Source organism: Streptomyces tendae (assembly GCF_014650435.1).
GTDB lineage: Bacteria > Actinomycetota > Actinomycetes > Streptomycetales > Streptomycetaceae > Streptomyces > Streptomyces tendae.
The window spans coordinates 153,512-179,713 of record NZ_BMUY01000013.1; the positions used below are offsets into that span (position 1 = coordinate 153,512).

The 26,202-nt window shown below is 71.7% G+C and carries 22 protein-coding genes; 4 read left to right on the top strand and 18 right to left on the bottom strand.

The features are described from left to right. Positions 1-36 precede the first annotated feature (36 nt). From divIVA to rsmH, 16 genes are all read right to left on the bottom strand, one after another. Positions 37-1,236, bottom strand: a complete 1,200-nt coding sequence (divIVA, locus tag IE258_RS30465) for an apical growth/hyphal branching protein DivIVA (RefSeq protein WP_189748907.1) — start codon at positions 1,234-1,236, stop codon at positions 37-39. A 55-nt stretch (positions 1,237-1,291) separates the two neighbouring features. After that, a complete protein-coding gene (locus tag IE258_RS30470) occupies positions 1,292-1,576 on the bottom strand; it encodes a YggT family protein (protein WP_007448661.1) in 285 nt (94 codons plus the stop codon). 81 nt (positions 1,577-1,657) lie between these two features. Beyond that, a complete protein-coding gene (gene sepF / locus IE258_RS30475; RefSeq protein ID WP_189748908.1) occupies positions 1,658-2,299 on the bottom strand; it encodes a cell division protein SepF in 642 nt (213 codons plus the stop codon). Between the two features lie 129 nt (positions 2,300-2,428). Then, positions 2,429-3,148: a YggS family pyridoxal phosphate-dependent enzyme gene (locus tag IE258_RS30480; RefSeq protein WP_189748909.1), complete on the bottom strand. Its 720-nt coding sequence runs from the start codon at positions 3,146-3,148 to the stop codon at positions 2,429-2,431. Between the two features lie 6 nt (positions 3,149-3,154). Next, positions 3,155-3,883, bottom strand: coding sequence for a peptidoglycan editing factor PgeF (pgeF, locus tag IE258_RS30485; RefSeq protein WP_189748910.1), 729 nt, complete (start codon positions 3,881-3,883; stop codon positions 3,155-3,157). Next, the gene (gene ftsZ, locus IE258_RS30490; protein ID WP_087809850.1) at positions 3,880-5,079 is read right to left on the bottom strand and encodes a cell division protein FtsZ; all 1,200 of its coding nucleotides are present in this window, start codon (positions 5,077-5,079) and stop codon (positions 3,880-3,882) included. Before ftsZ ends, pgeF begins: the two co-directional genes overlap by 4 nt. A 288-nt stretch (positions 5,080-5,367) precedes the next feature. After that, the gene (ftsQ, locus tag IE258_RS30495; RefSeq protein WP_189748912.1) at positions 5,368-6,162 is read right to left on the bottom strand and encodes a cell division protein FtsQ; all 795 of its coding nucleotides are present in this window, start codon (positions 6,160-6,162) and stop codon (positions 5,368-5,370) included. Positions 6,163-6,304: 142 nt separating this feature from the next. Then, positions 6,305-7,399: an undecaprenyldiphospho-muramoylpentapeptide beta-N-acetylglucosaminyltransferase gene (gene murG, locus IE258_RS30500; RefSeq protein WP_161380270.1), complete on the bottom strand. Its 1,095-nt coding sequence runs from the start codon at positions 7,397-7,399 to the stop codon at positions 6,305-6,307. A 6-nt stretch (positions 7,400-7,405) separates the two neighbouring features. Further along, positions 7,406-8,776: a putative lipid II flippase FtsW gene (gene ftsW, locus IE258_RS30505; RefSeq protein ID WP_189748914.1), complete on the bottom strand. Its 1,371-nt coding sequence runs from the start codon at positions 8,774-8,776 to the stop codon at positions 7,406-7,408. 77 nt (positions 8,777-8,853) lie between these two features. After that, positions 8,854-10,269 (bottom strand): UDP-N-acetylmuramoyl-L-alanine--D-glutamate ligase, encoded by a 1,416-nt coding sequence (murD, locus tag IE258_RS30510; RefSeq protein WP_189748916.1) that lies wholly within the window; start codon positions 10,267-10,269, stop codon positions 8,854-8,856. Between the two features lie 8 nt (positions 10,270-10,277). Beyond that, on the bottom strand, positions 10,278-11,369 hold the full coding sequence (gene mraY / locus IE258_RS30515) for a phospho-N-acetylmuramoyl-pentapeptide-transferase (protein ID WP_159326701.1): 1,092 nt from the start codon (positions 11,367-11,369) through the stop codon (positions 10,278-10,280). Next, positions 11,369-12,784, bottom strand: a complete 1,416-nt coding sequence (locus IE258_RS30520; protein ID WP_189748918.1) for a UDP-N-acetylmuramoyl-tripeptide--D-alanyl-D-alanine ligase — start codon at positions 12,782-12,784, stop codon at positions 11,369-11,371. The genes mraY and IE258_RS30520 overlap by 1 nt, the downstream gene beginning before the upstream one ends. Before the next feature lie 60 nt (positions 12,785-12,844). Then, entirely contained in the window at positions 12,845-14,365 is a 1,521-nt protein-coding gene (locus tag IE258_RS30525) for a UDP-N-acetylmuramoyl-L-alanyl-D-glutamate--2,6-diaminopimelate ligase (protein ID WP_189748920.1), read from the bottom strand. Between the two features lie 221 nt (positions 14,366-14,586). Next, entirely contained in the window at positions 14,587-16,551 is a 1,965-nt protein-coding gene (ftsI, locus tag IE258_RS30530) for a cell division protein FtsI (RefSeq protein WP_189748922.1), read from the bottom strand. After that, positions 16,548-17,111 carry a cell division protein FtsL gene (ftsL, locus tag IE258_RS30535; protein WP_189748924.1) on the bottom strand — a complete coding sequence of 188 codons (564 nt, stop codon included), beginning with the start codon at positions 17,109-17,111 and terminating at the stop codon, positions 16,548-16,550. Before ftsL ends, ftsI begins: the two co-directional genes overlap by 4 nt. A gap of 79 nt (positions 17,112-17,190) precedes the next feature. Further along, positions 17,191-18,147, bottom strand: a complete 957-nt coding sequence (gene rsmH, locus IE258_RS30540; RefSeq protein ID WP_189748926.1) for a 16S rRNA (cytosine(1402)-N(4))-methyltransferase RsmH — start codon at positions 18,145-18,147, stop codon at positions 17,191-17,193. Between the two features lie 428 nt (positions 18,148-18,575). Between rsmH and IE258_RS30545 the strand changes: the two genes are divergently transcribed. From IE258_RS30545 to IE258_RS30560, 4 genes are all read left to right on the top strand, one after another. Then, on the top strand, positions 18,576-19,124 hold the full coding sequence (locus IE258_RS30545; protein ID WP_161376465.1) for a beta-class carbonic anhydrase: 549 nt from the start codon (positions 18,576-18,578) through the stop codon (positions 19,122-19,124). Positions 19,125-19,381: 257 nt separating this feature from the next. Continuing rightward, positions 19,382-20,455: an AAA family ATPase gene (locus IE258_RS30550; protein ID WP_370665095.1), complete on the top strand. Its 1,074-nt coding sequence runs from the start codon at positions 19,382-19,384 to the stop codon at positions 20,453-20,455. After that, the gene (locus IE258_RS30555; RefSeq protein ID WP_189748927.1) at positions 20,455-21,819 is read left to right on the top strand and encodes a DUF58 domain-containing protein; all 1,365 of its coding nucleotides are present in this window, start codon (positions 20,455-20,457) and stop codon (positions 21,817-21,819) included. The genes IE258_RS30550 and IE258_RS30555 overlap by 1 nt, the downstream gene beginning before the upstream one ends. After that, the gene (locus IE258_RS30560; RefSeq protein ID WP_189748929.1) at positions 21,816-24,206 is read left to right on the top strand and encodes a transglutaminase TgpA family protein; all 2,391 of its coding nucleotides are present in this window, start codon (positions 21,816-21,818) and stop codon (positions 24,204-24,206) included. Before IE258_RS30555 ends, IE258_RS30560 begins: the two co-directional genes overlap by 4 nt. Positions 24,207-24,557: 351 nt before the next feature. Here IE258_RS30560 and IE258_RS30565 read toward each other — a convergent pair whose 3' ends face one another. After that, complete coding sequence (locus tag IE258_RS30565) at positions 24,558-24,965, bottom strand: spore wall synthesis complex protein (protein ID WP_011028137.1); 408 nt, start codon at positions 24,963-24,965, stop codon at positions 24,558-24,560. 277 nt (positions 24,966-25,242) lie between these two features. Further along, a complete protein-coding gene (locus IE258_RS30570) occupies positions 25,243-26,070 on the bottom strand; it encodes a methyltransferase (RefSeq protein WP_189748931.1) in 828 nt (275 codons plus the stop codon). Positions 26,071-26,202: the final 132 nt, after the last annotated feature.

The following is a 26,202-nucleotide window of genomic DNA, read 5'->3' on the forward strand; positions in this document are numbered from 1 at the left end:
CGCCGTACTACCTACCGGACGTCAGTCCGACACAGCTCAGTTGTCGTCCTCGTCGATCAGGAACCCGCGCATCGGCGAGGGCGCCTGCCCCATCGGCGACGGCCCCTGCGGCCGCACCGGCGCCATCGGCTGGGTCATCGCCGGCGACATCTGCTGCTGACCGCCGTAGGACGGACCGGACTGGCCGGGACCGCTGCCCATCGACTGGTTGCCGCCGTAGGACGGGGCACTGGCACCGGCCGGTGCCATCGAGGGCGCCGGGGACGGCGGCAGAGAGGCCGTCGCGGGAGTACGCGGCGGGGCGAGCGAGTCGTCCGCCTGCGTCTCCAGCTGGCGCAGCTGCGACTCCAGGTAGGACTTCAGCCTCGTGCGGTACTCGCGCTCGAAGCCGCGCAGGTCCTCGACCTTGCGCTCCAGCGTGGCGCGGGCGGACTCCAGGGAGCCCATCGCGACGCGGTGCTTCTCCTGCGCGTCCCGCTCCAGGGCGTCCGCCTTGGCACGGGCGTCCCGCTCCAGACCCTCGGCACGCGAACGGGCCTCGCCGACGATCTTGTTGGCCTCGGAACGGGCCTCGGCGATCGCCTGGTCGGCGGTCTGCTGGGCCAGCGAGAGGACACGGGCGGCGCTGTCGCCACCGGGGCCGCCCTGACCGGGCATGCCGGGGCCACCGGGACCGCCGGGGCCCTGCGGGCCGCCCATGGGGCCGCCCATCGGACCGGGACCCATCTGGCCCTGCATCGGACCCGGGCCCTGGCCCATCGGCCCCGGACCCTGACCCATCGGGCCGGGACCCTGCGGGCCACCCTGTCCGCCGGGACCGGCGGGCAGCTGCGGAGCACCGCTGGGCAGCTGGGGCGGACCACCCATGGGGCCACCCATCTGCTGCTGCGGCGGGCCCGATATGCCGGCGGGCACCGGAGCGCCGGGACCTCGCATGCCCTGCTGCGGCATACCGCCCTGCTGCGGCGGACCCTGCTGGTGCTGCGGCGGACCCTGCTGGTGCTGCTGCTGATCCTGCGGAGGTTCCGGAGGCTTGCGCATGTTCTGCTGGTTCTGCGCGGCCGCGCGCGTGGCGGCGGCCAGCTTGGCGCGCAGGTCCTCGTTCTCGCGGAGCAGCCGGGTCAGTTCGGCTTCGACCTCGTCGAGGAAGGCATCGACCTCGTCCTCGTCATAGCCTTCTCGGAGGCGGACGGTCGTGAACTGCTTGTTCCGCACGTCCTCGGGGGTCAACGGCATCTCTTCACCTCAACGTTGTCGTCGGCATTCGGCAAGCCCGTATCTCTCTCATCGATCACAGCCGGCTCACGATCGAGATCAGGATGTAGACGATGATCATCAGTACGAAGAAGGACAGGTCGAGCGCCACGCCCCCGAGACGCAGCGGCGGGATGAACCGCCGCAGAAGCTTCAGCGGTGGATCGGTGACAGTGTAGGTGGCCTCCAGAACGACCACCATCGCCTTGCCGGGTTGCCACGAGCGGGCGAACTGGAAGACGTAGTCCATGACCAACCGGAAGATGAGCACGATGAGGAAGCACATCAGCGCGATGTAGACGACATCCAGGACCACGCTCATGACCTGTGCTTCCCTCTCCCCTGAACCATCTCTCGGACCCTTCCTCGGGCCCGTGTTCTTGCTCTGTACCGGTGGTGCGTCTCAGCTCTGGTTGAAGAACCCGCCCTCTGCGATGCGGGCCTTGTCCTCCGCCGTGACATCGACGTTAGCAGGAGACAGCAGGAACACCTTCTGCGTCACCCGCTCGATACTGCCGTGAAGACCAAACACCAAACCGGCCGCAAAGTCGACAAGTCGCTTCGCATCTGTGTCATCCATCTCAGTGAGATTCATGATCACCGGAGTGCCCTCACGGAAGTGTTCCCCGATGGTACGGGCCTCGTTGTAGGTCCGGGGGTGAAGTGTGGTGATCCGGTAGGGCTCTCGTTCGGACACGACCTTGGGCATGATGACCGGTGCGCTCTTTTCCAGGCTTGCGCGTTCTTGTGTGATGGACGCCACGGGCGCGATGCGCGCCGGACGACCGGATTCCGCCGCGAGCGGAGCGGAACGGGGCATCGGCTCGCGCTGCGCGGGCGGTTGTACGACTCGTACCTCTTCGTCCCTTTGGGGCTGATGCGAACCGTGTGACTGGTGCGCCGGTTCGTGGCGCCGGTGATCCCGCTCGGGTTCCGGGTCCAGTTCGGGTTCGAAGTCGTCGTCGGGGTCGAACCCCCGGCCGTCGTACCCATCGTCCTCCACGAGGCCGAGGTAGACCGCCATCTTGCGCATCGCGCCGGCCATGCTCTGAGTCCTCCGCTCTGTGGTGGATCTGCTGACGACTGCCAAGTGCCTGCGATCCACGAGGTCGTTGCGTCCGCCTTTCGGCGGTAATGACCATATTTTCTGCTGTGGTCCGACTTCTTGGCGACGTTACCCGAGCCTGGGTCGGACTCCGAGTACCGCAGTGCCGACGCGTACATGTGTCGCTCCGGCGGCCACGGCCTGTTCGAGGTCCGCACTCATCCCTGCGGAGACCATGTTCGCAGCCGGATGGGTTCGGCGCACCCGGGTCGACAAATCCATGAGGTGCTCGAACGCCGCCTGTTGGCGTCCCGCGTACTCGCCGGTGAGCGGAGCCACCGTCATCAGCCCGTCGAACCGCAGCCCGTCCGATCCGGCGACCAGGTCGGCCAACTCTTCGATTCCGGCGGGCGAGACGCCGCCGCGCTCCCCGCGCCCGCTCTCCCCGGCGTCGAGCGCGACCTGGAGGAGACAGCCCACCTCTCGGCCGGCCCGTACGGCCTCCTTCGACAGGGCCGTGACCAGCCGGGCCCGGTCGACCGACTGCACGACATCCGCGTAGCCGACCACGGATCGCACCTTGTTGGTCTGCAACTGGCCGACGAAATGCCATGAAAGCGGCAGATCCGAGCAGGCGGCGGCCTTGGGTGCCGCGTCCTGGTCGCGGTTCTCCGCGACGTGGCGCACCCCCAGTTCCGAGAGAATGCGCACATCGTCCGCGGGGTAGGTCTTGGTGACCACGATGAGGGTCACGTCCTGGCGCGGGCGGCCCGCGGCCGCGCAGGCGGCGGTGATGCGCTCTTCCACTTTCGCCAGGTTCGCGGCGAGTTCGTGCTTACGGTCCGTCATGCCCCATCAGTCCAGCCACACATAGCCCGCGAGCCGCCCGGTGGTGCGGTCGCGTCGGTACGAGAAGTGGTCCGCCGACTCCCGGGTGCACACCGGCGACTGCGCCCGGTCGCGCACCCCGAGGCGTTCGAGCTGCGCGTGCACGCCGGCGCTCACGTCGAGAGCCGGAGTGCCCCAGCCGGTCTCGGCGTACGCGGCCGGCTCGGCGGCGGCCACCTCGGCGCGCATCTCCTCGGGCACCTCGTAGCACCGGCCGCACACGGCGGGTCCGGTACGGGCGACGATCCTGGCGGGGTCCGCGCCCAGTTCGGTCATGGCCCCTACGGCGGCGGGGACGACCCCGGCGACCAGGCCCGGCCGGCCCGCGTGGGCCGCGGCGGCGACACCGGCGACCGGGTCGGCGAGCAGGACCGGCACGCAGTCGGCGGTGAGGACGGCGAGGGCGAGACCGCGCTCGGCGGTGACGACCGCGTCGACCCGCGGGACCGGGCGGTCCCCCCAGGGGGCGTCGACCACGGCGACGTCGGCCCCGTGCACCTGGTTCATCCAGACCACCCGGGCCGGGTCGACGCCCAGTGACTTGGCCGCCAGCTCCCGGTTGGCCGTGACGGCGCCGGGGTCGTCGCCGACCGCGCCGCCGAGGTTGAGCTCCTCGTACGGAACGGCGCTCACTCCGCCCCACCTGTCGGTGAAGCCGAAGTGCGCGCCGTTCACGGTGTCGCGCTGTCCTATCACTTCAGGAAGTCCGGCACGTCCAGTTCCTCGGCCGCGCTGTCCGAGTAGGTCCGCGACGGCGGCACCGGCGGCGGGGAGACCGGCAGGTCGGCGACCGGCTCCGGCGCGGGCGCCTGCTCCGGCTCCTCCTTGGGCTTGACGCTGCCGAGCGAGCCGAAGGACGGGCGGCTCTCGGTCTGCCGGGCCGGGGTGGGCTCCTCGCGCTTGGCCGAGGAGGATCCGAGGACGTTGTCCCGCTTGGACGGCGGCTGGCCCCCGTCGAAGCCGGCCGCGATCACGGTGACCCGCACCTCGTCGCCGAGGGCGTCGTCGATGACCGCGCCGAAGATGATGTTGGCCTCGGGGTGGGCGGCCTCGCTGACCAGCTGGGCGGCCTCGTTGATCTCGAACAGGCCGAGGTCGGAGCCGCCGGAGATGGAGAGCAGCACGCCCCGGGCGCCGTCGATGGACGCCTCGAGCAGCGGCGAGGAGATCGCCATCTCGGCGGCGGCCACCGCGCGGTCGTCGCCGCGGGCCGAGCCGATGCCCATGAGGGCCGAACCCGCCTCGGACATGACCGACTTCACGTCGGCGAAGTCCAGGTTGATCAGGCCGGGGGTGGTGATGAGGTCGGTGATGCCCTGCACACCGGACAGCAGCACCTGGTCGGCGGACTTGAACGCGTCGAGCACGCTGACCTGGCGGTCCGAGATGGACAGCAGCCGGTCGTTGGGGATGACGATGAGGGTGTCGACCTCTTCGCGGAGTTCCGCGATGCCGTCCTCGGCCTGGTTGGCCCGGCGCCGTCCCTCGAAGGTGAACGGGCGGGTGACCACGCCGATGGTGAGGGCGCCCAGCGAGCGGGCGATGTTGGCCACGACGGGCGCGCCGCCGGTGCCGGTGCCGCCGCCTTCACCGGCTGTCACGAAGACCATGTCGGCCCCCTTGAGGACCTCCTCGATCTCCTCGCGGTGGTCCTCGGCGGCCTTGCGGCCGACGGCCGGGTTGGCTCCGGCGCCGAGTCCGCGGGTGAGTTCGCGGCCGACGTCGAGCTTGACGTCGGCGTCGCTCATCAACAGCGCCTGCGCGTCGGTGTTGATGGCGATGAACTCGACGCCCTTGAGACCGACCTCGATCATCCGGTTGATGGCATTGACACCACCGCCGCCGACACCGATGACTTTGATGACTGCGAGGTAGTTCTGCGGTGCTGCCACGTCGAAGGCCTCTCGCCTCGAGTTACGTGTCGCCCGACCGCCGAAGCACTGATGCCCCCGCGACCCGACGACTGATGCCGATTGGGACGGTCCGTAGCGCCGACCCGAACCCTAACGCTGAAGTTTAGGGTTACCAGTGTGTCTGTTCCTTGGACTCTTCCGAACAGGACACTAAGTCGACAAGTGGCGCACGTTCAACGAACACGCCGAACCTCCCGTTTTTCTTTTCACCCTATGTGATCAGCCGTAGCGCTGCCCAACCAGGGTGCTGGCCTGCACGTATACCCGTCAACTCCCGGATGACGCCGGGGCGGTGGGAACACTCACGTCGAAGTACCGCGCATCGGGCGTCGCTTTCATCAGCGCGGTGAGCGCGCGGGCTTTGCGCACACTCTGCTCACCACTTCCCCACGACACGGTCCGCTCGCCGCTGAGCTCCAGCGAGATGTCGTCGTAGGAACGGACCTTGACGACCCGCGTGTCCCGGGCGACCCCGGCCGGGAGCCGGCCGGCCACCCGCACGGCCTCGCGCACCAGGCGGTCGTCGTCGAAGCGGCGCAGGCTCGCCGCGGCGGAGCCGGAACGGGCGGGTTCCAATTCCAGCGTGGGCACGCCTTTCGGGGCCTTGGAAACCGTGGCGAAACGGACGCCTTCATCGTCCACTTCCACGAAGTTTCGGCCCTTTTGGGCAATCAGGACCGGAGTACGCTCGGTCACTTTCAGCTCGATTCCGTGCGGCCAGGAACGCTCCACGTCGACCTCGTCAATGCGGGGCAATTTCCGGCGCAGTCGGGCCTCGACCGCCTCCGTGTCGACCGAAATCAGCGGGTCCCCGACCGGTACGTCGGCGGCCTCGCGCACCTGATCGGGCGTCAGGACGCGTGTTCCCGAGACCGACACCTGTTCCAGGCGCGTCCAGTTCGAGCCGTAGAGCACCCAGACGGTGCCGGCCGCGACGAGCACGAGCGCCACGGCGAGGATGATGATCGTACGAAGGCGGGGCGGGCGGAACCGGCGCACCCGGGGCGGGCCGGACGACTCCTGCTGCCGTGCACCCCGCTCGGCGGTGGTCGATCCGGCCACGCGCACTTCCTTTCCTGGCTCGGTTCACCTCCGGGGCGCCGCAGTCGGTGCCGACAGCCCGACCGCGCTCAACCCTTCGGGCCTCCGCGCGCTCGACCTGTCGGCACCGACGCGCCCCTTCGGCTCACTCGCCGACGTGTTACTAGCGTCGCGCACCCGCGGCGATCGCCTCGTACACCATGCCGACGAGGAGGTCGTCGGCATCCCGGCGGCCGAACTCGGCGGCGGCGCGGGACATCTCGTACAGCCGGTGCGGGTCGGCGAGCACGGGCAGGACGTTCTGCTGGAGCCACTCGGGCGTGAGTTCCGCGTCGTCGACCAGCAGTCCGCCGCCGGCCTTGACCACCGGCTGGGCGTTGAGCCGCTGTTCGCCGTTGCCGATGGGCAGCGGAACGTAGGCGGCCGGGAGCCCGACGGCGGAGAGTTCGGCGACGGTCATCGCGCCCGCGCGGCAGAGCATCATGTCGGCGGCGGCGTACGCCAGGTCCATCCGGTCCAGATAACTTACCGGGATGTACGGGGGCATCCCCGGCATCTGGTGGACCTGCGGCAGTTCGTTCTTGGGTCCGACCGCGTGCAGGATCTGGATGCCGGCCTGCTGGAGCCAGGGCGCGACCTGCTGCACCACCTCGTTGAGCCGCCGGGCGCCCTGCGAACCGCCGGTGACCAGCAGCGTCGGCAGGTTGGGGTCGAGCCCGAACATCGCGCGGGCCTCGGGGCGCGCGGCGGCGCGGTCGAGGGTGGCGATGGAGCGGCGCAGCGGGATGCCGATGTAGCGGGAGTTGCGCAGCTTGCTGTCGGGGGTGGAGACGGCGACCTGGGCGGCGTAGCGCGATCCGATCTTGTTGGCCAGGCCGGGGCGGGCGTTGGCCTCGTGGACGACGATCGGCACACCGAGCCGCTTGGCCGCGAGGTAGGCGGGCAGCGCCACGTAGCCGCCGAAGCCGGCCACGGCGTCCGCCTTGGTGCGCTCCAGGATCTGCTCGGCGGCCTTGATGGTGCCGCGCAGCCGGCCCGGGACGGTGATCAGCTCGGGGGTGGGCTTGCGCGGCAGCGGTACGGCCGGGATCAGCGCCAGCTCGTAACCCCGCTCGGGCACCAGGCGGGTCTCCAGGCCGCGTTCCGTGCCCAGGGCCGTGATCCCCACGGTCGGATCCTGCCTGCGCAGGGCGTCCGCGAGGGCGAGCGCGGGCTCGATGTGGCCCGCGGTTCCTCCGCCGGCGAGTACGACATGCACCGAAATTCACCGCTCTCCGGACGAGCGCGCCTTCGAGGCGCGCCGTCGCATCGTGTTCCAACTCCCGGGGCTCCGCTTGGCCGCGGGTCCCCTGGCTCCCCGCTTTCTACCAAAGCGAGGTTGCCGCAACGCAAGCGCCGCCCGCGCACCGGGTTCGTCACGCGCGAAGGCGATCAGCAGACCGATGGCGAACATGGTCGGCAACAGGGCGGATCCCCCGTAGGAGAACAGCGGGAGCGGGACACCGGCGATCGGCAGCAGCCCGAGGACCGCACCGATGTTGATCACGGCCTGGGCCGTGATCCAGGTGGTCACGCCTCCCGCGGCATACCTCACGAAGGGGTCCTCCGTGCGTCCGGCCACGCGGATACCCGCATAGCCTAGAGCCGCGAAGAGGGCGAGTACCGACAGCGTCCCCGCCAGGCCCAGTTCCTCACCGGTGACGGCGAAGATGAAGTCGGTGTGCGCCTCGGGCAGTTGGCCCCATTTCTCCACACTGGCACCGAGCCCGGACCCGAACAGTCCGCCCGAGGCGAGGGCGTAGATGCCGTGCACGGCCTGCCAGCAGGAGTCGCCCGGTCCGGGGTCGGTGGCACCGAGGCAGTTGAGCCGGGCCATGCGGTTCGCGCTGGTCTTGATGAGGATGAAGCCGAGCAGCAGGGCGATCGAGAGCACGCCCGCGAACAGCCGGGTGGGCGCGCCGGCCAGCCACAGCAGACCGAACAGGATCGCGGTGAGGATGATCGCGGTGCCCATGTCGCCGCCGATCATGATCAGCCCGAGCAGCATGAACGCGGCCGGCACCAGCGGCACCAGCATGTGCTTCCACTGGGTCAGCAGCTTCTTGTCCTGCTTGCGGGCGAGCAGGTCCGCGCCCCACAGCACCAGGGCCAGCTTGCCGAACTCGCTGGGCTGGATCTGGAAGGAGCCGCCCAGCGAGATCCAGTTCTGGTTGCCGTTGACCGCGACTCCTATCCCGGGCACCTGGACCAGGATCATCAGGAAGACGGCACCGGCGAGGATCGGATAGGCCAGCGCCCGGTGCAGTTTGACCGGCATCCTCATGGCGGCGACCAGCAGCCCCGCGCCGATCAGCGCCGCGAGGGCCTGCTTGCGGAAGAAGTACGAGCCGGGCAGCGACAGCTGGAGCGCGGTGATCTGGGAGGCCGAGTAGACCATCACCAGACCGAGCACGGTGATCAGCAGACTGCCGCCGAAGATCAGGTAGTACGCGGTCAGCGGCCGGTCCCAGGCCCGGCGCAGCCGGTGGTAGAGGCGGAGCGCGCCGTTCTCGTGCGCCGGCCCGGGTGTGGCGGGTCGCTTGACGGACCGCTGTACGGGCGGACGTCCGGTGCGGCTCTGGGGACTACCGGGCATCGCGGCCTCCGCTGTACGTCGGCATGGACCGTCCCACGCGTCCTCCCGAGTTCACCCGGCGGCAGGAGGCGGCCGGGTCAGGCGCCGAGTTCGCGAACGGCCTGCGCGAACGCGTCACCGCGCTGGTTGTAGTTGGTGAACATGTCCATGGAGGCACAGGCCGGTGCCAGCAGCACCGTGTCGCCGGGCCGGGCGAGCCGCCGCGCCTCCTGGACGGCCTGGAGCATCGCACCAGTGTCGGTCCGGTCGAGGTCGACCACGGGTACTTCGGGCGCGTGTCGCGCCAGGGCTTCGCGGATCAGGGCGCGGTCGGCGCCGATGAGGACGGCGCCGCGCAGCCGCTTCGCCGCGCCCGTGACCAGTTCGTCGAAGGTCGCGCCCTTGGCCAGTCCGCCCGCGATCCACACGATCGACTCGTAGGCCGCCAAGGAGGCTTCGGTGGCGTGGGTGTTGGTGGCCTTGGAGTCGTCCACGTAGGCCACGCCGTCCACGTCGGCGACGTGCGCGATGCGGTGGGCGTCCGGCGTGAAGGCGCGCAGCCCGTCGCGTACGGCGGCGGCGGAGACGCCGAAGGCGCGGGCGAGGCCCGCGGCGGCAAGGGCGTTGGCGATGTTGTGCGGGGCCGGCGGGTTGACGTCGGAGACCTCGGCCAGTTCCTGGGCGTTCTTCTGCCGGTCCTCGACGAAGGCGCGGTCGACCAGGAGGCCCTCCACGACACCGAGTTGGGAGGGCCCGGGGGTGCCGAGCGTGAAGCCGATCGCGCGGCAGCCCTCCTCGACGTCGGCGGCGCGGACCAGGTCCTCGGTGGCCTTGTCGGCGACGTTGTAGACGCAGGCGACCCGGTTGCCCTCGTAGATGCGGCCCTTGTCGGCGGCGTACGCCTCCATCGAGCCGTGCCAGTCGAGGTGGTCCGGGGCGAGGTTGAGCACGGCGGCGGAGTGGGCGCGCAGCGAGGGCGCCCAGTGCAGCTGGTAGCTGGACAGCTCCACGGCGAGGACGTCGTACTCCTGCTCGCCCGTGACCGCGTCCAGCAGGGAGACGCCGATGTTGCCGACGGCGGCGGTGCGCAGACCGGCCGCCTTCAGGATCGAGGCGAGCATCTGGACGGTGGTGGTCTTGCCGTTGGTGCCGGTGACGGCGAGCCAGGGCGCGGGCTTCCTGCCGTCCAGGCCGCGCAGCCGCCAGGCCAGCTCCACGTCGCCCCAGACCGGGACGCCGGCCTGCCCGGCCGCGGTGAACAGGGGCTTGGTGGGCTTCCAGCCGGGTGCGGTGACGATCAGCTCGGTGCCTTCGGGCAGCGTGTCCCCGTCGCCGAGGCGCACGGTGACGCCGAGCGCCTCCAGCTCCGCCGCCTGCGCGCGGGCGCGCTCGTCGTCGCCGTCGTTGACGACGGTCACGTGCGCGCCGAGTCCGTGCAGGACCTTGGCGGCCGGGACGCCGGAGACGCCGAGTCCGGCGACGGTGACGTGCTTGCCGGTGAATTCCGAAGGCACCGAGGAGGTCACTTGTCCGCTGCCCATCCCGCGTAGAAGAGGCCGAGTCCGACGATCACACAGATGCCCTGGATGATCCAGAATCGGACCACGACAAGGACCTCGGACCAGCCTTTGAGTTCGAAGTGGTGCTGGAGTGGCGCCATCCGGAAGACCCGCTTGCCGGTGAGGCGGAAGGAGCCGACCTGGATGACCACCGACATGGTGATCAGGACGAACAGGCCGCCGAGGATGGCCATCAGCAGTTCGGTGCGCGAGCAGATCGCCAGACCCGCGAGCACACCGCCGAGCGCGAGCGAACCGGTGTCGCCCATGAAGATCTTGGCCGGCGAGGTGTTCCACCACAGGAAGCCGAGGCAGGAACCCATCAGCGCGGACGCGACCACGGCGAGGTCGAGCGGGTCTCTCACCTCGTAGCAGGCGCCGGGGTTGGTCAGGGTCAGCGCGTTGGCGCAGGACTCCTGGAACTGCCAGACGCCGATGAACGTGTAGGCGCCGAAGACCAGGACGGAGGCGCCGGTGGCCAGGCCGTCCAGGCCGTCGGTGAGGTTCACGCCGTTCGACATCGCGAGGATCATGAACAGCGCCCAGATGACGAACAGCACCGGGCCGATGGTCCAGCCGAAGTCGGTGATGAACGACAGCTTGGTGGAGGCCGGGGTGTTGCCCCGGTTGTCCGCGAACTGCAGCGAGAGCACGGCGAAGGCGATGCCGACGGTGAGCTGGCCGATCATCTTCGCCCTGGCCCGCAGGCCCAGCGAACGCCGTTTGACGATCTTGATGTAGTCGTCGAGGAAGCCGACCAGGCCCATGCCCACCATCAGGCCGATCACCAGCAGACCGGAGAAGGTCGGCCCCGCGTCGATGTCGGGGTCCAGGTAGCCGGTGATGCCCTTGGCGAGGAAGTACGCGGCGACCGTCGCCAGGATGAAGGCGATACCACCCATGGTCGGCGTACCGCGCTTGCTGGCGTGCTCGCGCGGTCCGTCGTCGCGGATGTACTGGCCGTAGCCCTTGCGGGCCAGGAGCTTGATCAGCAACGGGGTGCCGACCAGCGTGAGGAAGAGGCCAATGACTCCTGCGAACAGGATCTGCTTCATCATCGGGCGGCAACCTCACCCTCGGCGCCGGTCTCGAGGAGCGCCGTGGCGACGCTCTCCAGACCCACCGAACGGGACGCCTTCACGAGCACGACGTCTCCTGGGCGCAACTCGCTGCGCAACAGGTCGACCGCCGCCTGTGCGTCGGACACGTGCACCGACTCCTCACCCCACGAACCCTCGTTATATGCGCCCAGTTGCAGCCATTGGGCTTCCCTGCCCCCGACCGCGACGAGCTTGCTGACGTTGAGCCGGACGGCGAGCCGTCCGACCGCGTCGTGCTCGGCGAGCGCCTCGTCCCCGAGCTCGGCCATCTTGCCGAGCACCGCCCACGTACGCCGCCCCTTTCCCATGGCGACGAGCGCACGCAGTGCTGCCTTCATGGACTCGGGGTTCGCGTTGTAGGCGTCGTTGACGACCGTCACGCCGTCCGGGCGCTCGGTGACCTCCATCCGCCAGCGGGAGAGGGAGCCCGCCTCGGAGAGCGCGGTGGCGATCTCGTCTGCGGACATGCCCAACTCGTGGGCGACGGCGGCCGCGGCGAGCGCGTTCGACACGTGGTGCTCACCGTACAGGCGCATGGTCACATCGCTTGCACCGGAGGGTGTGTGAAGGCTGAAGGAAGGCTGTCCGGTGTCCGTGAGTCGCACGTTCTCGGCGCGAACGTCCGCTTCGCCGGACTCTCCGAAAAGGATCACCTTCGCCTTCGTTCGGGAGGCCATGGCCCGTACGAGCGGGTCGTCCGCGTTGAGGATCGCGGCGCCGCCCTCCTCGGCCGGCGGCAGGGCCTCGACGAGTTCGCCCTTGGCCTGGGCGATCTGCTCCCGGCCGCCGAACTCGCCGATGTGCGCGGAGCCGACGTTGAGGACCACGCCGATCTTCGGCGGGGTCAGCTCGCACAGGTACCGGATGTGGCCGATGCCGCGGGCGCCCATCTCCAGGACGAGGAACTTGGTCTCGTCGGTGGCGGTGAGCGCGGTGAGCGGCAGCCCCACCTCGTTGTTCATGGAACCGGGCGTGAAGACCGTGGGCGCCTTGCGGCGCAGTACCTGGGCGATCAGGTCCTTGGTGCTGGTCTTGCCGGCCGACCCGGTGAGGGCCACGAGGGTGGTGCCGAGGCGCCGCACGACGTGCCGGGCGAGGGCGCCCAGGGCGGCCTGGACGTCGTCCACGACGATCGCGGGCACGCCGACGGGACGGGAGCCGAGGACGGCCACCGCACCCGCTTCGACGACCTGCGCGGCGAAGTCGTGGCCGTCGACCCGTTCGCCCACGAAGGCGACGAACAGGCTGCCGGGCCCCGCTTCCCGGGAGTCCCGGACGACCGGCCCGGTGACCTCGGCGGACGCGTCCGGTATGTCGTGCATCCGCCCGCCGACGACTTCTGCGATCTCGGCGAGTGAGAGGGTGATCACAAGTTCGTCCCCTGGATCAGGATCAGGATCGGCTGGATCGTTCGGGATCTCATCGGGATCTCATCCCTGGGCTTTCTTGATGGCTTCGCTGAGCACCTGGCGGTCGTCGAAGGGACGGACGACCCCGGCGATGTCCTGGCCCTGCTCGTGGCCCTTGCCCGCCACCAGCACCGTGTCGCCGGGCTCGGCCCGGGCGACGGCGGCGGTGATCGCGGCGGCCCGGTCCTCGAAGACCTGCACCTCGCCGCGCTCGTGCGCGGGCACGGACGCCGCGCCCTGGAGCATGGTGGCGAGGATCGCGAGGGGGTCCTCGGAGCGGGGGTTGTCGGAGGTCAGTACGGCGGTGTCGGCGAACCGGGCCACGGCGGCACCCATCGGCTCCCGCTTGGTGGTGTCCCGGTCGCCGCCGCAGCCGAGCACCACGTGCAGCCTGCCCTCGGTGACCTTGCGCAGGGCCCGCAGGACGGACTCGACGGCGTCGGTCTTGTGGGCGTAGTCGACCACCGCGAAGAAGGGCTGGCCCTCGTCCACGCGCTCCAGCCGGCCCGGCACGCCCGGTACGGCGGCGACGCCGTCGGCGGCGCTCTGCGGGTCGAGCCCCGCGGCGGCCAGGGCGACGATCGCGGCGAGGGTGTTCGCCACGTTGAACGGCCCGGCCAGCGGTGACTTGGCGGTGATCCGCTCGCCCTTCGGCCCGAGCACGATGAACGTCGAGTCCAGCGGGCCGACCTCGACCTCGTCGGCGCGCCAGTCGGCGTCCGGGTGACCCTCGGCGGAGTAGGTGACGACCGGGACGGTGGCCTCGTTGGCCAGCCGCCGCCCGTACTCGTCGTCCACGTTGACCACGCCCAGTTTGCTGCGCTCCGGGGTGAAGAGCTGCGCCTTGGCCTGGAAGTAGTCCTCCATGCCGGAGTGGAACTCCATGTGCTCCGGGCTGAGATTGGTGAAGACCGCGATGTCGAAGACGCAGGCGTCGACGCGGCCCAGCACCAGGGCGTGGCTGGAGACCTCCATGGCGACCGCCTCGGTGCCGCGCTCGCGCATCACCGCGAACAGCGCCTGGAGGTCGGTGGCCTCGGGCGTGGTCCGCTCGGACTTGATGCGCTCGTCACCGATGCGCATCTCGACCGTGCCGATCAGACCGGTGGACTTCGCCGTGCGCAGGCCGCCCTCGACGAGGTAGGCGGTGGTGGTCTTGCCGGAGGTGCCGGTGATGCCGATCTGGAGCAGGTCTCGGCCCGGGTGGCCGTAGATCGTGGCCGCCAGCTCGCCCATCCGCGCGCGCGGGTCGTCGACGACGAGCGCCGGCAGTCCGGCGGCGGCGGCACGCTCCGCGCCGGCCGGGTCGGTCAGCACGGCGGCGGCGCCGAGACCGGCGGCCTGGGTGACGAAGTCGGCGCCGTGCAGGCGGGCTCCGGGCAGGGCGGCGTACAGGTCACCGGGGCGGACGGCGCGCGAGTCGTGGGTGATCCCCGTGATCTCGGCGGAGCCGTCCGGCGCGGCGATACCCAGCTGATCGGCGAGTTCCGCGAGGGGTGTGGCGGAGATCCGCACCGGCCGGGGCGGTCCCGGGTATGTCACGGGGTGGCCCTTCTGGGTGGTTTGGGACTGATCAGGGTGTGGCACGGCGGTGAGCGTACCGGGAGTACCCGCTTCCCGGCGAAGCGAGGGCTGGGGCGGGGCCTGGGGGGCTCTCTGGTTCCCGGGGTCGGGGGTGATCGTTGTCACGGGTGGTTCCTGGTGGCTCGGTACTGAAACGGCGCTGGCTCGGTACGGGCTCGGTGCGGGAGGGGCGGTACGGCTCAGGGTTTGAAGGTCACCGGGAGCCTCGCGGGGTCGGCCCCGGTCGGCGGGACCTGGAGGGTCTTCAGGGCGAACTCCATGACCTGCTTGTAGATGGGGCCGCAGATCTGGCCGCCGAAGTAGCTGCCCTCGGTGGCGTTCTGGATGGCGCAGTAGACGGTGACGCGGGGCTTGTCCGCGGGGGCGAACCCGGCGAAGGACGAGGTGTAGCCGTGGTACTTGCCGGTGGCCGGATCCACCCGGTTGGCCGTGCCCGTCTTGCCCGCCACCCGGTAGCCGGGGATGCGGGCCTTGGTGCCGGTGCCCTCCTCGTCGTCGACGACGGACTCCAGCATCTGAGAGAGGGTCTTCGCGGTCTTCTCGCTGGTCACGCGGGTCTTCTTGGGCTCGGGGGCCGGAGTGAAGCGTCCGTCGGCGTCCTTGGTGCCGCGGACGAGCGTGGGTTCGATGCGGACGCCGCCGTTGGCGATGGTCGAGTAGATGGAGGCCGCCTGGAGCGCGTTCACGGAGACGCCCTGGCCGAAAGGAATCGTGTACTGCTGCGAGGTCGACCACTGGCCGGGCGGCGCGAGGATGCCCTTGGTCTCCCCCGGGAAGCCGAGCCCGCTGTAGTCGCCGAGGCCGAACTTGCGCAGGTAGGAGTAGAGCACCTTGTTGGCCTCGGCCTGGGTCTTGCCCAGTTCGCCGGTGGCCATGATCGTGCCGATGTTGCTGGACTTGGCGAGCACGCCGTTGAGCGTGAGATACCAGGTCGGGTGGTCGATGTCGTCCTTGAAGAGCCGGTCGCCGCGCTTGAGCCGGTTGGGGACGGTGATGTGGGTGCCCGGGGTGGCGACGTTCTCCTCCAGCACGGCCGCCATGGACAGCACCTTGGCGGTGGAGCCCGGTTCGAAGGCGTCCTGGAGCGCGGCGTTGCCCAGCGCGTCGGGGTCGGCGTGGGCGAGGTCGCCGGGGTCGAAGCCGGGCGAGTTGGCCATGGCGAGGATCTCGCCGGTCTGCGTGTCCTGGACGATGACGTAGCCGCCGTCCGCCTTGGACTTCTCCACCTGCTCGCTGATGGCGTGCTGCGCGGCCCACTGGATGTCGCGGTCGATGGTCAGCTCGACGTCGCTGCCGGGCACGGCGGGCGTCTCGGTGGAACCGGCGGTGGGCACCTGGCGCCCGCCGGACTGGGCGTAGCGGATCTTGCCGTCCTCGCCGGCCAGCTTCTTGTCCAGCTTCCGCTCCAGGCCGCCGCCGCCCTTGCCGTCGGCACCGACCCAGCCGAGGATGCCGGCGGCGAGGTCGCCGCCCGGGTACACGCGCTTGCTGCTGGGGTCGGCGAAGACGCCCGCGAGCGCGTTGACCGTGGACTTGTCGGTCTCCGCCTTGGTGGTGAGCGCGGTCTTCAGGTCCTTGATCTGGTTCCAGACCTGGGGGGTCTGCCGGCGGGCGAGGCGGACGTAGCGCAGTTCCTTGTTCTTCGGGCGGAGCACCTTGGCGAGCTGCTCCTGGTCCTGGCCGAGGATCGGCGCGAGGAGCGCCGCCGCCTGCTCGGGGCCGTCGTCGACCTTCAGCTGCTCGCGGGTGAACATCGTGGGGTCGGCGGTGATGTCGTAGGAGTCCACGGTGGTCGCGAGGGCGACGCCGTTGCGGTCGGTGATCCCGCCGCGTTCGGCGGGCAGGGTGTGCACGACGTAGCGGTTCTGCTCGGCCTTCGCGGAGTACGTGCCGGCGTCGACGGCCTGCACCTGGAGGAGTCGTACGACGAAGGCGGCCAGCACCAGGGTCAGCGCGAGGCCGATCATGCGCAGCCGGGGACGCGGGCTGCCCAGCCGGAAGGCGCGGGGCGCAGGGCGGGGCGGGCCCGGCCTGCGGGCCGGCCGGGCGCCCGGTCCCGGGCGGCGCCCGCCGCCGGGGCGGACGGGCCTCGCGGGTCCGGGCACGCGGCGGCGCGGCGGTTCCCTGTCGGACACTTCCGTCACCTGCCGGGAGTCGGGGTCGGGGTGGGCGTCGCCGCTGTGGTGGGGGTGGCGGCTGTGCTGGGTGGGGCCGCGGTGGTGGACGTGGGGGCCGGGGCGGACGGCTCGGTGTAGGGGGACGGTGTGGCCGCGGTCGCGCCGGCGGACGTCGAGGCCAGTGCCTCGGGGGCGAGCACGAGCGGGGTGGCCGCGGCGGGCGCGGGGCTGGGGGCGCCCTTGACGGTGCCGTCGGGGTCGAGGAAGGCGGGGTCGCCGCCGGGCACCATGCCCAGTTCGAGGGCGCGGCGCTGGAGGGCCCGGGGGGCTGAGTAGGCGTCGATGTCCCGCTGGAGCGCCTGTTCCTCGTCGGTGAGTTCCTTGGTCCGCTGCTTGAGGTCGTCCAGCTGGAAGGAGCCCTCACTCAGGGCGGAGTTCAGCACGAGGAGCCCGATGAGGCCGCCGCCGAGCAGGACGACGACCAGCAGGACGAAGGGCGCCCGGGCCGCCTGGCCGCGGGTGCCGCCGGTGGGCAGGAGCCGGGCGAGTCGGGCCGCCCGGCCCTTCAGTTCGGGTTTCCTGCTCATGTGCCCTCCCCCCGGCCCCGGGTGAGCCGTCCGCACCCCTGCCTGGCCTGCCTCACTGGCTGCTCCCGAGGAACCCCCTTCACCCGAGGGACTCCCTGATGCGCTCGGCGCCGCGCAGCCGTGCCGGTGCCGCCCGCCGGTTCTCGGCGATCTCCTCCTCGGTGGGGAGTTCGGCACCGCGGGTGAGCAGCTTGAGCCGCGGCGCGTACTGCTCCGGGACGACGGGCAGGCCGGGCGGCGCGGTGTTGGCGGCGCCGGCCGCGAACACCTGCTTGACCAGCCGGTCCTCCAGCGAGTGGTACGACAGCACCGCGATCCGCCCGCCGACCGCGAGCGCCTCCACGGCGGCCGGGATCGCCCGCTCCAGGACCGACAGTTCGCCGTTGACCTCGATACGCAGGGCCTGGAAGGTGCGCTTGGCCGGGTTGCCGCCGGTGCGCTTGGCGGCCTGCGGGAGCGCCGCGCGGATCAGCTCCACCAGGCGGGCGCTGTTGGTGAACGGCTCGCGCTCGCGCTCGCGCACGACCGCGGACACGATCCGCTTGGCCTGCTTCTCCTCGCCGTACGCCCGCAGGATGCGGACGAGTTCGCCGGGCGGGTAGGTGTTCAGGACCTCGGCGGCGCTCATGCCGGTCGTCTGGTCCATCCGCATGTCGAGCGGGGCGTCCTGGGCGTAGGCGAAGCCGCGGTCGGCCTCGTCGAGCTGCATGGAGGAGACGCCGAGGTCGAACAGCACGCCCTGGACGCGGGGGGTGCCGAGCCGGTCGAGGACGTCGGGCAGTTCGTCGTAGACGGCGTGCACGAGGGTGGCGCGCTCGCCGTACGGGGCGAGCCGCTCGCCGGACAGGCGCAGGGCCTCCTTGTCGCGGTCGAGCGCGACGAGCCGGGCCTCGGGGAAGCGTTCGAGGAGTGCCTCGCTGTGCCCGCCGAGTCCCAGCGTGCAGTCGACGACCACGGCTCCCGGCTCCTGGAGGGCGGGCGCCAGCAGGTCCAGACACCGCTGGAGCATCACCGGGACGTGTCGACTCTGGCTCAAGTGGGGCGGCCTCTCAGGTCCGGCGCGGCGTCACGCACCGCCGGGTCCCCTCCCGCTCGCATCTGAAGGGGAGGCCTGCCGGCGCCAAGAGCGTCGGTCGGCCGGGAGCGGGAGGAGGCCGAGCCGTACGTACGCGCCGCGCACGTGGGGAGATCTGGCGGGACGTCGCCCAGGTCTCCGGGGAATTCAGTCCAGCAGGGAGGACCTCGCCTCCCGCTTCGCGTCACTTTAGTCCACCGTGTCGCCCGGTCAATCAACCGGCCTGCGCGTCGCGGACCCCGGCGTCCGCAAACCGGTATCACGCGGCTTTTCACTCGGACGGCCGCATGCGCACCGCCCTGTGGGCCTGCTCACAACAAGCCCCGATGACGTTCTTTGTACCGCTTCACAGCGGGCCACGGGCGGGGACGGCCAGTAACGTCATGGATATGACGACTTCTGCATCGGTACCCGCAGGCCCGGAATCCGCCATAGTGGCCGACCACACCGTCACCGACCGGCTCGTCGAGGCGAACGAGCGCTACGCCGCGGCGTTCACCGACCCCGGCATGGACGCCCGCCCCGTACAGCGGGTCGCGGTCGTCGCCTGCATGGACGCGCGCCTGGACCTGCACGCCGCGCTCGGCCTGAAGCTGGGCGACTGTCACACCATCCGCAACGCGGGCGGTGTCGTCACCGACGACGTGATCCGCTCCCTGACCATCAGCCAGCGGGCGCTCGGGACCCGCAGCGTGGCCCTCATCCACCACACCGGCTGCGGCATGGAGACCATCACCGAGGACTTCCGGCACGACCTGGAGCTGGAGGTCGGCCAGCGTCCGGCGTGGGCGGTGGAGGCCTTCCGGGACGCCGACCAGGACGTGCGGCAGTCGATCGAGCGGGTGCGCACCTCGCCGTTCCTGCTGCACACCGAGGACGTGCGCGGTTTCGTCTTCGACGTGAAGACCGGGCTGCTGCGCGAGGTCGACCCGGCCTGATCCGGCGGCCCGCCCCGGCGATCGAGCCGCGCAAGCGCCGCAAAGGCCGTAAGGGCCGACATATCGCGGCCAGTTGTCCACAGGCGAGTGACACGAATCGGTAACGGCGGCAAGAATGCGGGAAGTGGTGTCGTGCGGAACTTTTTCCGCGCGGCGTCCGTGATTCGGGGTGGGCCGGTCCGCGGTGCGGGGGCGGTCCGGCAAGTTGGGGTACTCCCGCTTCCCAGGAAGTGCGGGGAAAGGCCGAGGAGGGCCGGGTGACGACCTATGACGATCAGGCGAGCCGTGGAGGCACCGCCGCGCGTGCGTACGGAAGCGTGGGGGAAGATCTGACCGCTGTGGTCGAGCGTGTCCGCGGTTCGGTGGAGGACGTGATCGAGGGCAAGCCCGAGGTCGTACGGCTCTCGCTGACCGTGCTGCTGGCCGAGGGGCACCTGCTGATCGAGGATGTGCCAGGCGTCGGCAAGACCATGCTGGCCAAGACGCTGGCGCGGTCCATCGACTGCTCGGTGCGCCGGATCCAGTTCACGCCGGACCTGCTGCCCTCGGACATCACCGGGGTGTCCATCTGGGACCAGCAGCGCCGGGACTTCGAGTTCAAGCCGGGCGCGATCTTCGCGCAGGTGGTGATCGGCGACGAGATCAACCGCGCGTCGCCGAAGACGCAGTCGGCGCTGCTGGAGTCGATGGAGGAGCGCCAGGTCACCATCGACGGCCAGACCTACGAGCTGCCCAGCCCGTTCATGGTGGTGGCGACGCAGAACCCGGTCGAGATGGAGGGCACCTACCCGCTGCCCGAGGCCCAGCGGGACCGCTTCATGGCCCGGGTCTCCATCGGCTATCCGAGCCCGGAAGCCGAATTGGAGATGCTCGACGTGCACGGCGGGGTCAGCCCGCTGGACGACCTGCAGCCGGTGGCGCACGCGCACGACATCCTGAAGCTGATCGAAGCGGTCCGCGGCGTCCACGTGGCGGACCCGGTCCGGCGGTACGCGGTGGACCTGGTCTCCGCCACCCGCACCCACCCCGACCTCAGACTCGGCGCCTCGCCGCGTGCCACGCTGCACCTGCTGCGCGCGGCGAAGGCGTCCGCCGCCCTGGGCGGCCGGGACTACGCGCTGCCGGACGACGTGCAGGCCCTCGCGGTCTCCGTCCTGGCCCACCGGCTGCTGCCGACCGCGCAGGCCCAGCTCAACCGCCGCACCGCCGAGCAGGTCGTCGAGGAGATCGTGCAGCGCACCCCGGTGCCCGCGGAACCCCAGCAGCAGACGGGCTTCGGCATGGGCCGCGGCACGTCGGCCTACGGTCAGCAACCGCCGCGGAGGCTGTGATGGACGCCGGGGGGACGGACCGGTCCGAGGCCGACCGGGGCGAGGGCGGCGGCATCCGGACCGCCCTGGCCGGTCTGACCACCCGCGGCCGCTCCTTCCTGGCGGCCGGTATCGCGGCCGCGGTCTGCGCGTACGTCCTGGGACAGAGCGATCTGCTGCGGGTCGGGCTGCTCCTGGGCGCCCTGCCGCTGGTCTGCGCGGCCGTGCTCTACCGCACGCGCTACCGGGTCGCGGGCAGTCGCAGGCTCTCCCCCGGCCGGGTGCCCGCGGGCAGCGAGGCCAGGGTCCATCTGCGCGTCGACAACGTCTCCCGGCTGCCCACCGGTCTGCTGATGCTCCAGGACCGGGTGCCCTACGTGCTCGGACCGCGCCCCCGTTTCGTACTCGACAGGGTGGAGCCCGGCGGTCGCCGCGAGGTGTCCTACCGGGTCCGCTCCGACCTGCGCGGCCGTTACCCGCTGGGCCCGCTGCAGCTGCGCCTGACCGACCCGTTCGGCCTGTGCGAGCTGACCCGTTCCTTCTCGACGTACGACACGCTGACCGTGATCCCGCGGGTGGAGGCGCTGCCGCCGGTGCGGCTGAGCGGCGAGGCGAAGGGGTACGGCGAGGGCAGGCAGCGTTCGCTCGCCCTGGCCGGCGACGACGACGTGATCCCGCGCGGGTACCGGTACGGCGACGACCTGCGCCGCGTGCACTGGCGCTCCACCGCGCGCTACGGCGAGCTGATGGTGCGTCGCGAGGAGCAGCCGCAGCGGGCCCGCTGCACGGTGCTGCTCGACACGCGGGTCGTGGCCTTCGAGGGCGCCGGCCCCGACTCGGCCTTCGAGTGGGCGGTGTCGGGTGCGGCGTCCGTGCTGGTGCACATGCTGGAGCGGGGCTTCTCCGTGCGGCTGCTCACCGACAGCGGCAACTCGGTGCCGGGCGAGGGCGCCGACGGCTTCGCGGGGACCGGCCAGGGCACCGCCGACGCGGCCGGACTGATGATGGACACCCTCGCCGTGGTCGACCACTCCGACGACACGAGTCTGTCCCGGGCCTACGACGTGCTGCGCGGCGGGAACGAGGGGCTGCTGGTGGCCTTCTTCGGCGACCTGGACGAGGAGCAGGCCACGGTGGCGGCCAAGATGCGGCAGCGCAGCGGCGGCGCCGTCGCCTTCGTCCTGGACAGCGAGACCTGGGCACGGGAACCGGCGGACGTGCCCGGCCCGTTGGACGGGAGCGGGGAGCGGCTGCGGATGCTCCGCGAGTCGGGCTGGACCGCGGTGACCGTCCCGCGGGGCGCCACCGTCGAGGAGATGTGGCGCCTGGCCGACCACGAGCGCACCACCCTCACCACGCCGACCGGCGGAAAGGGGACGCGATGAGCGGGCGGGCGCGGCTCGGCGTGTGTGCGTGGGCGGCCACCCTGATGGCGGCGTGTGCGCTGTTGCCGTTGGTCGAGCCGGCCACGTGGATCCTCCAGGCGGCGGTCCTGCTGGCGGTGCAGTCGGGGGTGGGCGCGGTGGCCCGGCGGGTGCCGCTGGCGCGGCCGCTGACCATCGCGGCGCAGGCCCTGGTCACGCTGGTGCTGCTGACCCTGGTCTTCGCCCGGCAGCAGGCGTTCGCCGGGCTGGTCCCCGGCCCGCAGGCGTTCCAGCGCTTCGCCGACCTGCTCCAGCAGGGCGGCGACGACATCGCCCGGTACGCGATCCCGGCGCCGCTGGAGTCGGACGGTATCCGGCTGATGCTCGTCGGCGGCGTCCTGGTGGTCGGGCTGCTGGTGGACACCCTCGCGGTGACCTTCCGCAGCGCGGCCCCGGCCGGCCTGCCGCTGCTCGCCCTCTACTCGGTGGCGGCCGGGCTGTCCGAGGGCGGCGCCGACTGGCTGTGGTTCCTGGTCGCGGCGGTCGGCTATCTGATGCTGCTGCTGGCCGAGGGACGCGACCGGCTCTCGCAGTGGGGCCGGGTCTTCGGCGGTTCGGCGCGCGCCCCTGGCCCGGAGCAGGGGCGCGCCTTCGCCCCGGTCCGCACCGGGCGGCGCATCGGCGCCTTCGCGCTGGGCATCGCCCTGGTGGTGCCGCTGGCCCTGCCCGCGATGGACGGCGGGCTGCTGGACGGCGCCCGGGGCGGCGTGGGCTCCGGCACCGGTGGCGGCGGCACGATCTCCGCGGTGAACCCGCTGGTCTCCCTGCGGGACAGCCTCAACGTCAACGAGGACCGCCAGGTCCTCTCCGTCCAGACGGACTCCGAGGACCTGTCCAACCTGTACCTGCGCATCGTGTCCCTGGACGACTTCGACGGCACCACCTGGAAGCCGTCCAAGCGGCACATCACCGCCGTGCCGGACGGCACGTTCCCCACGCCGGCCGGCCTCGGTGCCGACATCAAGCGCACGGAGGTCAGGACCCTGGTCTCGGCCGCCGACTGGTACGCCCAGGACTGGCTGCCCATGCCCTACCCGCCCAGCGGCGTCCGCGTCGCGGGGAACTGGCGCTACGAACCCGTCGGCATGACCCTGGTCGGCGACCACGGCCAGAACACCCGCGGGCTGAGGTACGAGGTGCGCAGCCTGAACGTGCAGCCGACGGCACAGCAGCTCGGCGCGGCACCTGCGCCGCCGGCGGCGCTCCTGCGCGAGTACACGCAGTTGCCGGACTCGCTGCCCGCGGTGGTCTCCCGGACCGCCCGCGAGGTCACCGCCGGCGCCGTGAACCCGTACCAGCAGGCGGTCAGGCTCCAGGAGTACTTCGCGGTCAACGGCGGCTTCGAGTACGACACCCAGGTCAAGGTCGGCAGCGGATCCGACGCGATCGCCCGGTTCCTGAAGGACAAGGAGGGCTTCTGCGTCCACTTCTCCTTCGCCATGGCGGCGATGGCCCGCTCCCTGGGCATTCCGGCCAGGGTCGCGGTCGGTTTCGCACCGGGCTCCCCGCAGGCGGACGGCTCGGTGTCGGTGGGGCTGCGGGACGCGCACGCGTGGCCCGAGGTGTACTTCGAGGGCGTGGGCTGGACCCGCTTCGAGCCGACGCCGACCCGTGGCTCGACCCCGTCGTACACCATCACGGACCGGCCCGGCAGCTCGGTGCCCGACCCGGCCCTGCCGTCGCAGGACACGGAGACGGAGCCGTCCGCGGCGCCCTCGTCGAGCGACGCCTGCTCCCCGCAGGACAAGAAGCTGGACGCCTGCTCCACCGAGTCCGCGGTGGCCGTGCCCGTCACCGGCGGCGGCGGACCGAAGTGGTACGCGCTGCTCGCCTGGGCCCTGGCGGGACTCGCGGTGCTGCTGGTCCCGCTCGCGCCGATGCTGTGGCGGCTGCGCGCCCGGGCGGTACGGCTCGGGGGACACGGCCGCGGTGCCGAGGACGCCGGCCCGCACACCCTCGCGGTGTGGCAGGAGCTGACCGACACGGCGTGGGACCTCGGCATCCTGCCCCAGGAGTCGCAGACCCCGCGCAAGGCGGCGGCCCGCATCGTCCGGCTGGGCCGGCTCGACGCGGCTCCCGCCCAGGCGGTGCACCGGGTGGCGGACGCCGTGGAGCAGGTCCTCTACGCGCCGCATCCGCGCCTGACGGCGGGGCTGGCACAGGATGTCCGGCTGGCGACCGCCGGTCTGCGGGCCGGAGTCGGCCGCGGCACTCGGCTGCGCGCACGGTTCGCGCCGCGTTCGGCCATCCGGGTGACCTGGACGGTGTCGGCCCGGTGGACGGCCCTGAAACGGCGGGCCGCGGCGTCCCGCCCGGTATGGCGCAAACCGTCGGACCAGCAGGGCTGATCCCACCGGGGGCGGGCCGCCCGTCCCAGCGGGCCGGGGCCGCCCGTCCCAGCGGGCCGGGGCGGGCCGTGCCGGCGGGCCGGGGCGGGCTGCACCGGGCGACCGAGCACGGCTGGAACCATCCGGCCACTGGCCCGATCCCGACGGCCCGAGAGAACGGCGCGCGTCCCGTCCGGCCGATGGGGTGAGCACGTCGGCCGCCGGTGGGACTCGGGGCTGACTGGCGGGGCGTCCGTGCCGTCGCAGGGTGGTGCCCTCAGGGGCTGCTCATGGGCGCGCGTGAGGGGGTGACCACCCGGACGGTGGTCACCCCCTCACGCGGATGTCCTGGTGAGCAGCTGCTCGGCGGCGCTACTGGCCGCCCTGCTGCTCGTCTCTGCGACGCTGCCAACGCTCGTCGATGCGGTCCATCATGGAGCGTTTCTGTCGTCCCTGGCGGCGTGCTGCCTGCGGGCCGGCACCGGCCGCCTGCTGCTGCTCGCCCGGCTTGGGGGCCTTGCGCCAGCCGGTCACGGCGAGCACCGCGCACCCCAGCATGACGAGGAAACCCACCACGCTGAGCCACACCTGCTGGGCGACCATACCGGCCATGAGGAGCGCAATACCTACGAGGAAGCCCGCGACCGCCTGGTAGACCCGTCGCCGGGTGTACGTACGCAGCCCGCTTCCCTCGAGCGCTGTCGCGAACTTGGGATCTTCGGCGTACAGCGCTCGCTCCATCTGCTCGAGCATGCGCTGCTCGTGCTCCGAGAGCGGCACGGAGTCCTCCTCATCGTGCAGTCGCCGGGGCGACCCGGGGGGTCCCTTCAGGATAGGCAGGGAATCGCCCCCGTGAAACCCGCCCCTCTGCGCCAATTGACCAACCGGACTCCGTCATGGCCGTACCGGCTCGCTGAAGGTCCCATTCCCCAGCGGCCGACCCGTCATGCCGGGCGGTCTCCCTCGATCATACGGCGACTGCCCCCCGTTCGGGGGGCCTGTGGCGTACTCCATCTGCAGTCGCGCCCCTGATCAGCGCCTTACCCCACCGGTCGGCTCAGGCCCCGTCGGCCCCTCGCGTCTCACCGAGCACATGGAGCTGTGTGGCCACGGAGTGGAACGCGGCGAGTTCGGCCGCCGCGGCCTCCAGCTTCAGCAGCGCGTCCATGGCCCCGGGCTCGGTGTCCACCAGCGCGCCGGGGACGAGGTCGGCGAAGACCCGCACTCCGTGCACGGCGCCGATCCGGAGCCCGGCCGCCTCGACCAGCCCGGTGAGCTGCTCGGCGGTGAACCGGCGCGGCACGGGGTCACCCGTGCCCCAGCGGCCGTCCGGGTCGTCCAGGGCCTGCCGGGCCTCCGTGAAGTGGCCGGCCAGGGCACGCGCCAGCACGGCGCCGCCCAGGCCCGCGGCGAGCAGGCTGAGGACGCCGTCGGCGCGCAGGGCCGCCACCGCGTTGCGCACTCCCTCCGCGGGGTCGTCCACGTACTCCAGGACGCCGTGGCACAGCACCGCGTCGTAGCCGCCGCGCTCGACCACGTCGAAGAGGCCGCCGGCGTCGCCCTGGACGCCTCGGACGCGGTCGGCGACGCCGGCCTCGGCGGCCCGGCGCTCCAGGGCGAACAGGGCGTTGGGGCTCGGGTCCACGACGGTGACGCGGTGGCCGAGCCCGGCCACGGGCACCGCGAAGTTGCCGCTGCCGCCGCCGGTGTCGAGGACGTCCAGCGTCTGGCGGCCGGTGGCCTTGACCCGGCGGTCCAGGGCGTCCTGGAGGACGTCCCAGACCACGGCGGTACGCAGGGCCGACCGGGATCGGGAGGGCTCGGAGCGCGGAGCCGCCGGGTGCGGTCGGGGCTGGGAGGCGGGCGGGCGCATCGGGTCCGACACGGCAGTTGACTCCTCGGCGCGGCACCGCCTCGGACTCGGGCGGAGCGGAACGGGCTGCCGCCCCCGGCCCGGTGCGGGAGGGGGAGGCTTCAGGCGACTCCCACCCTATTGCCTGCGCCGCACCCGCCGAGC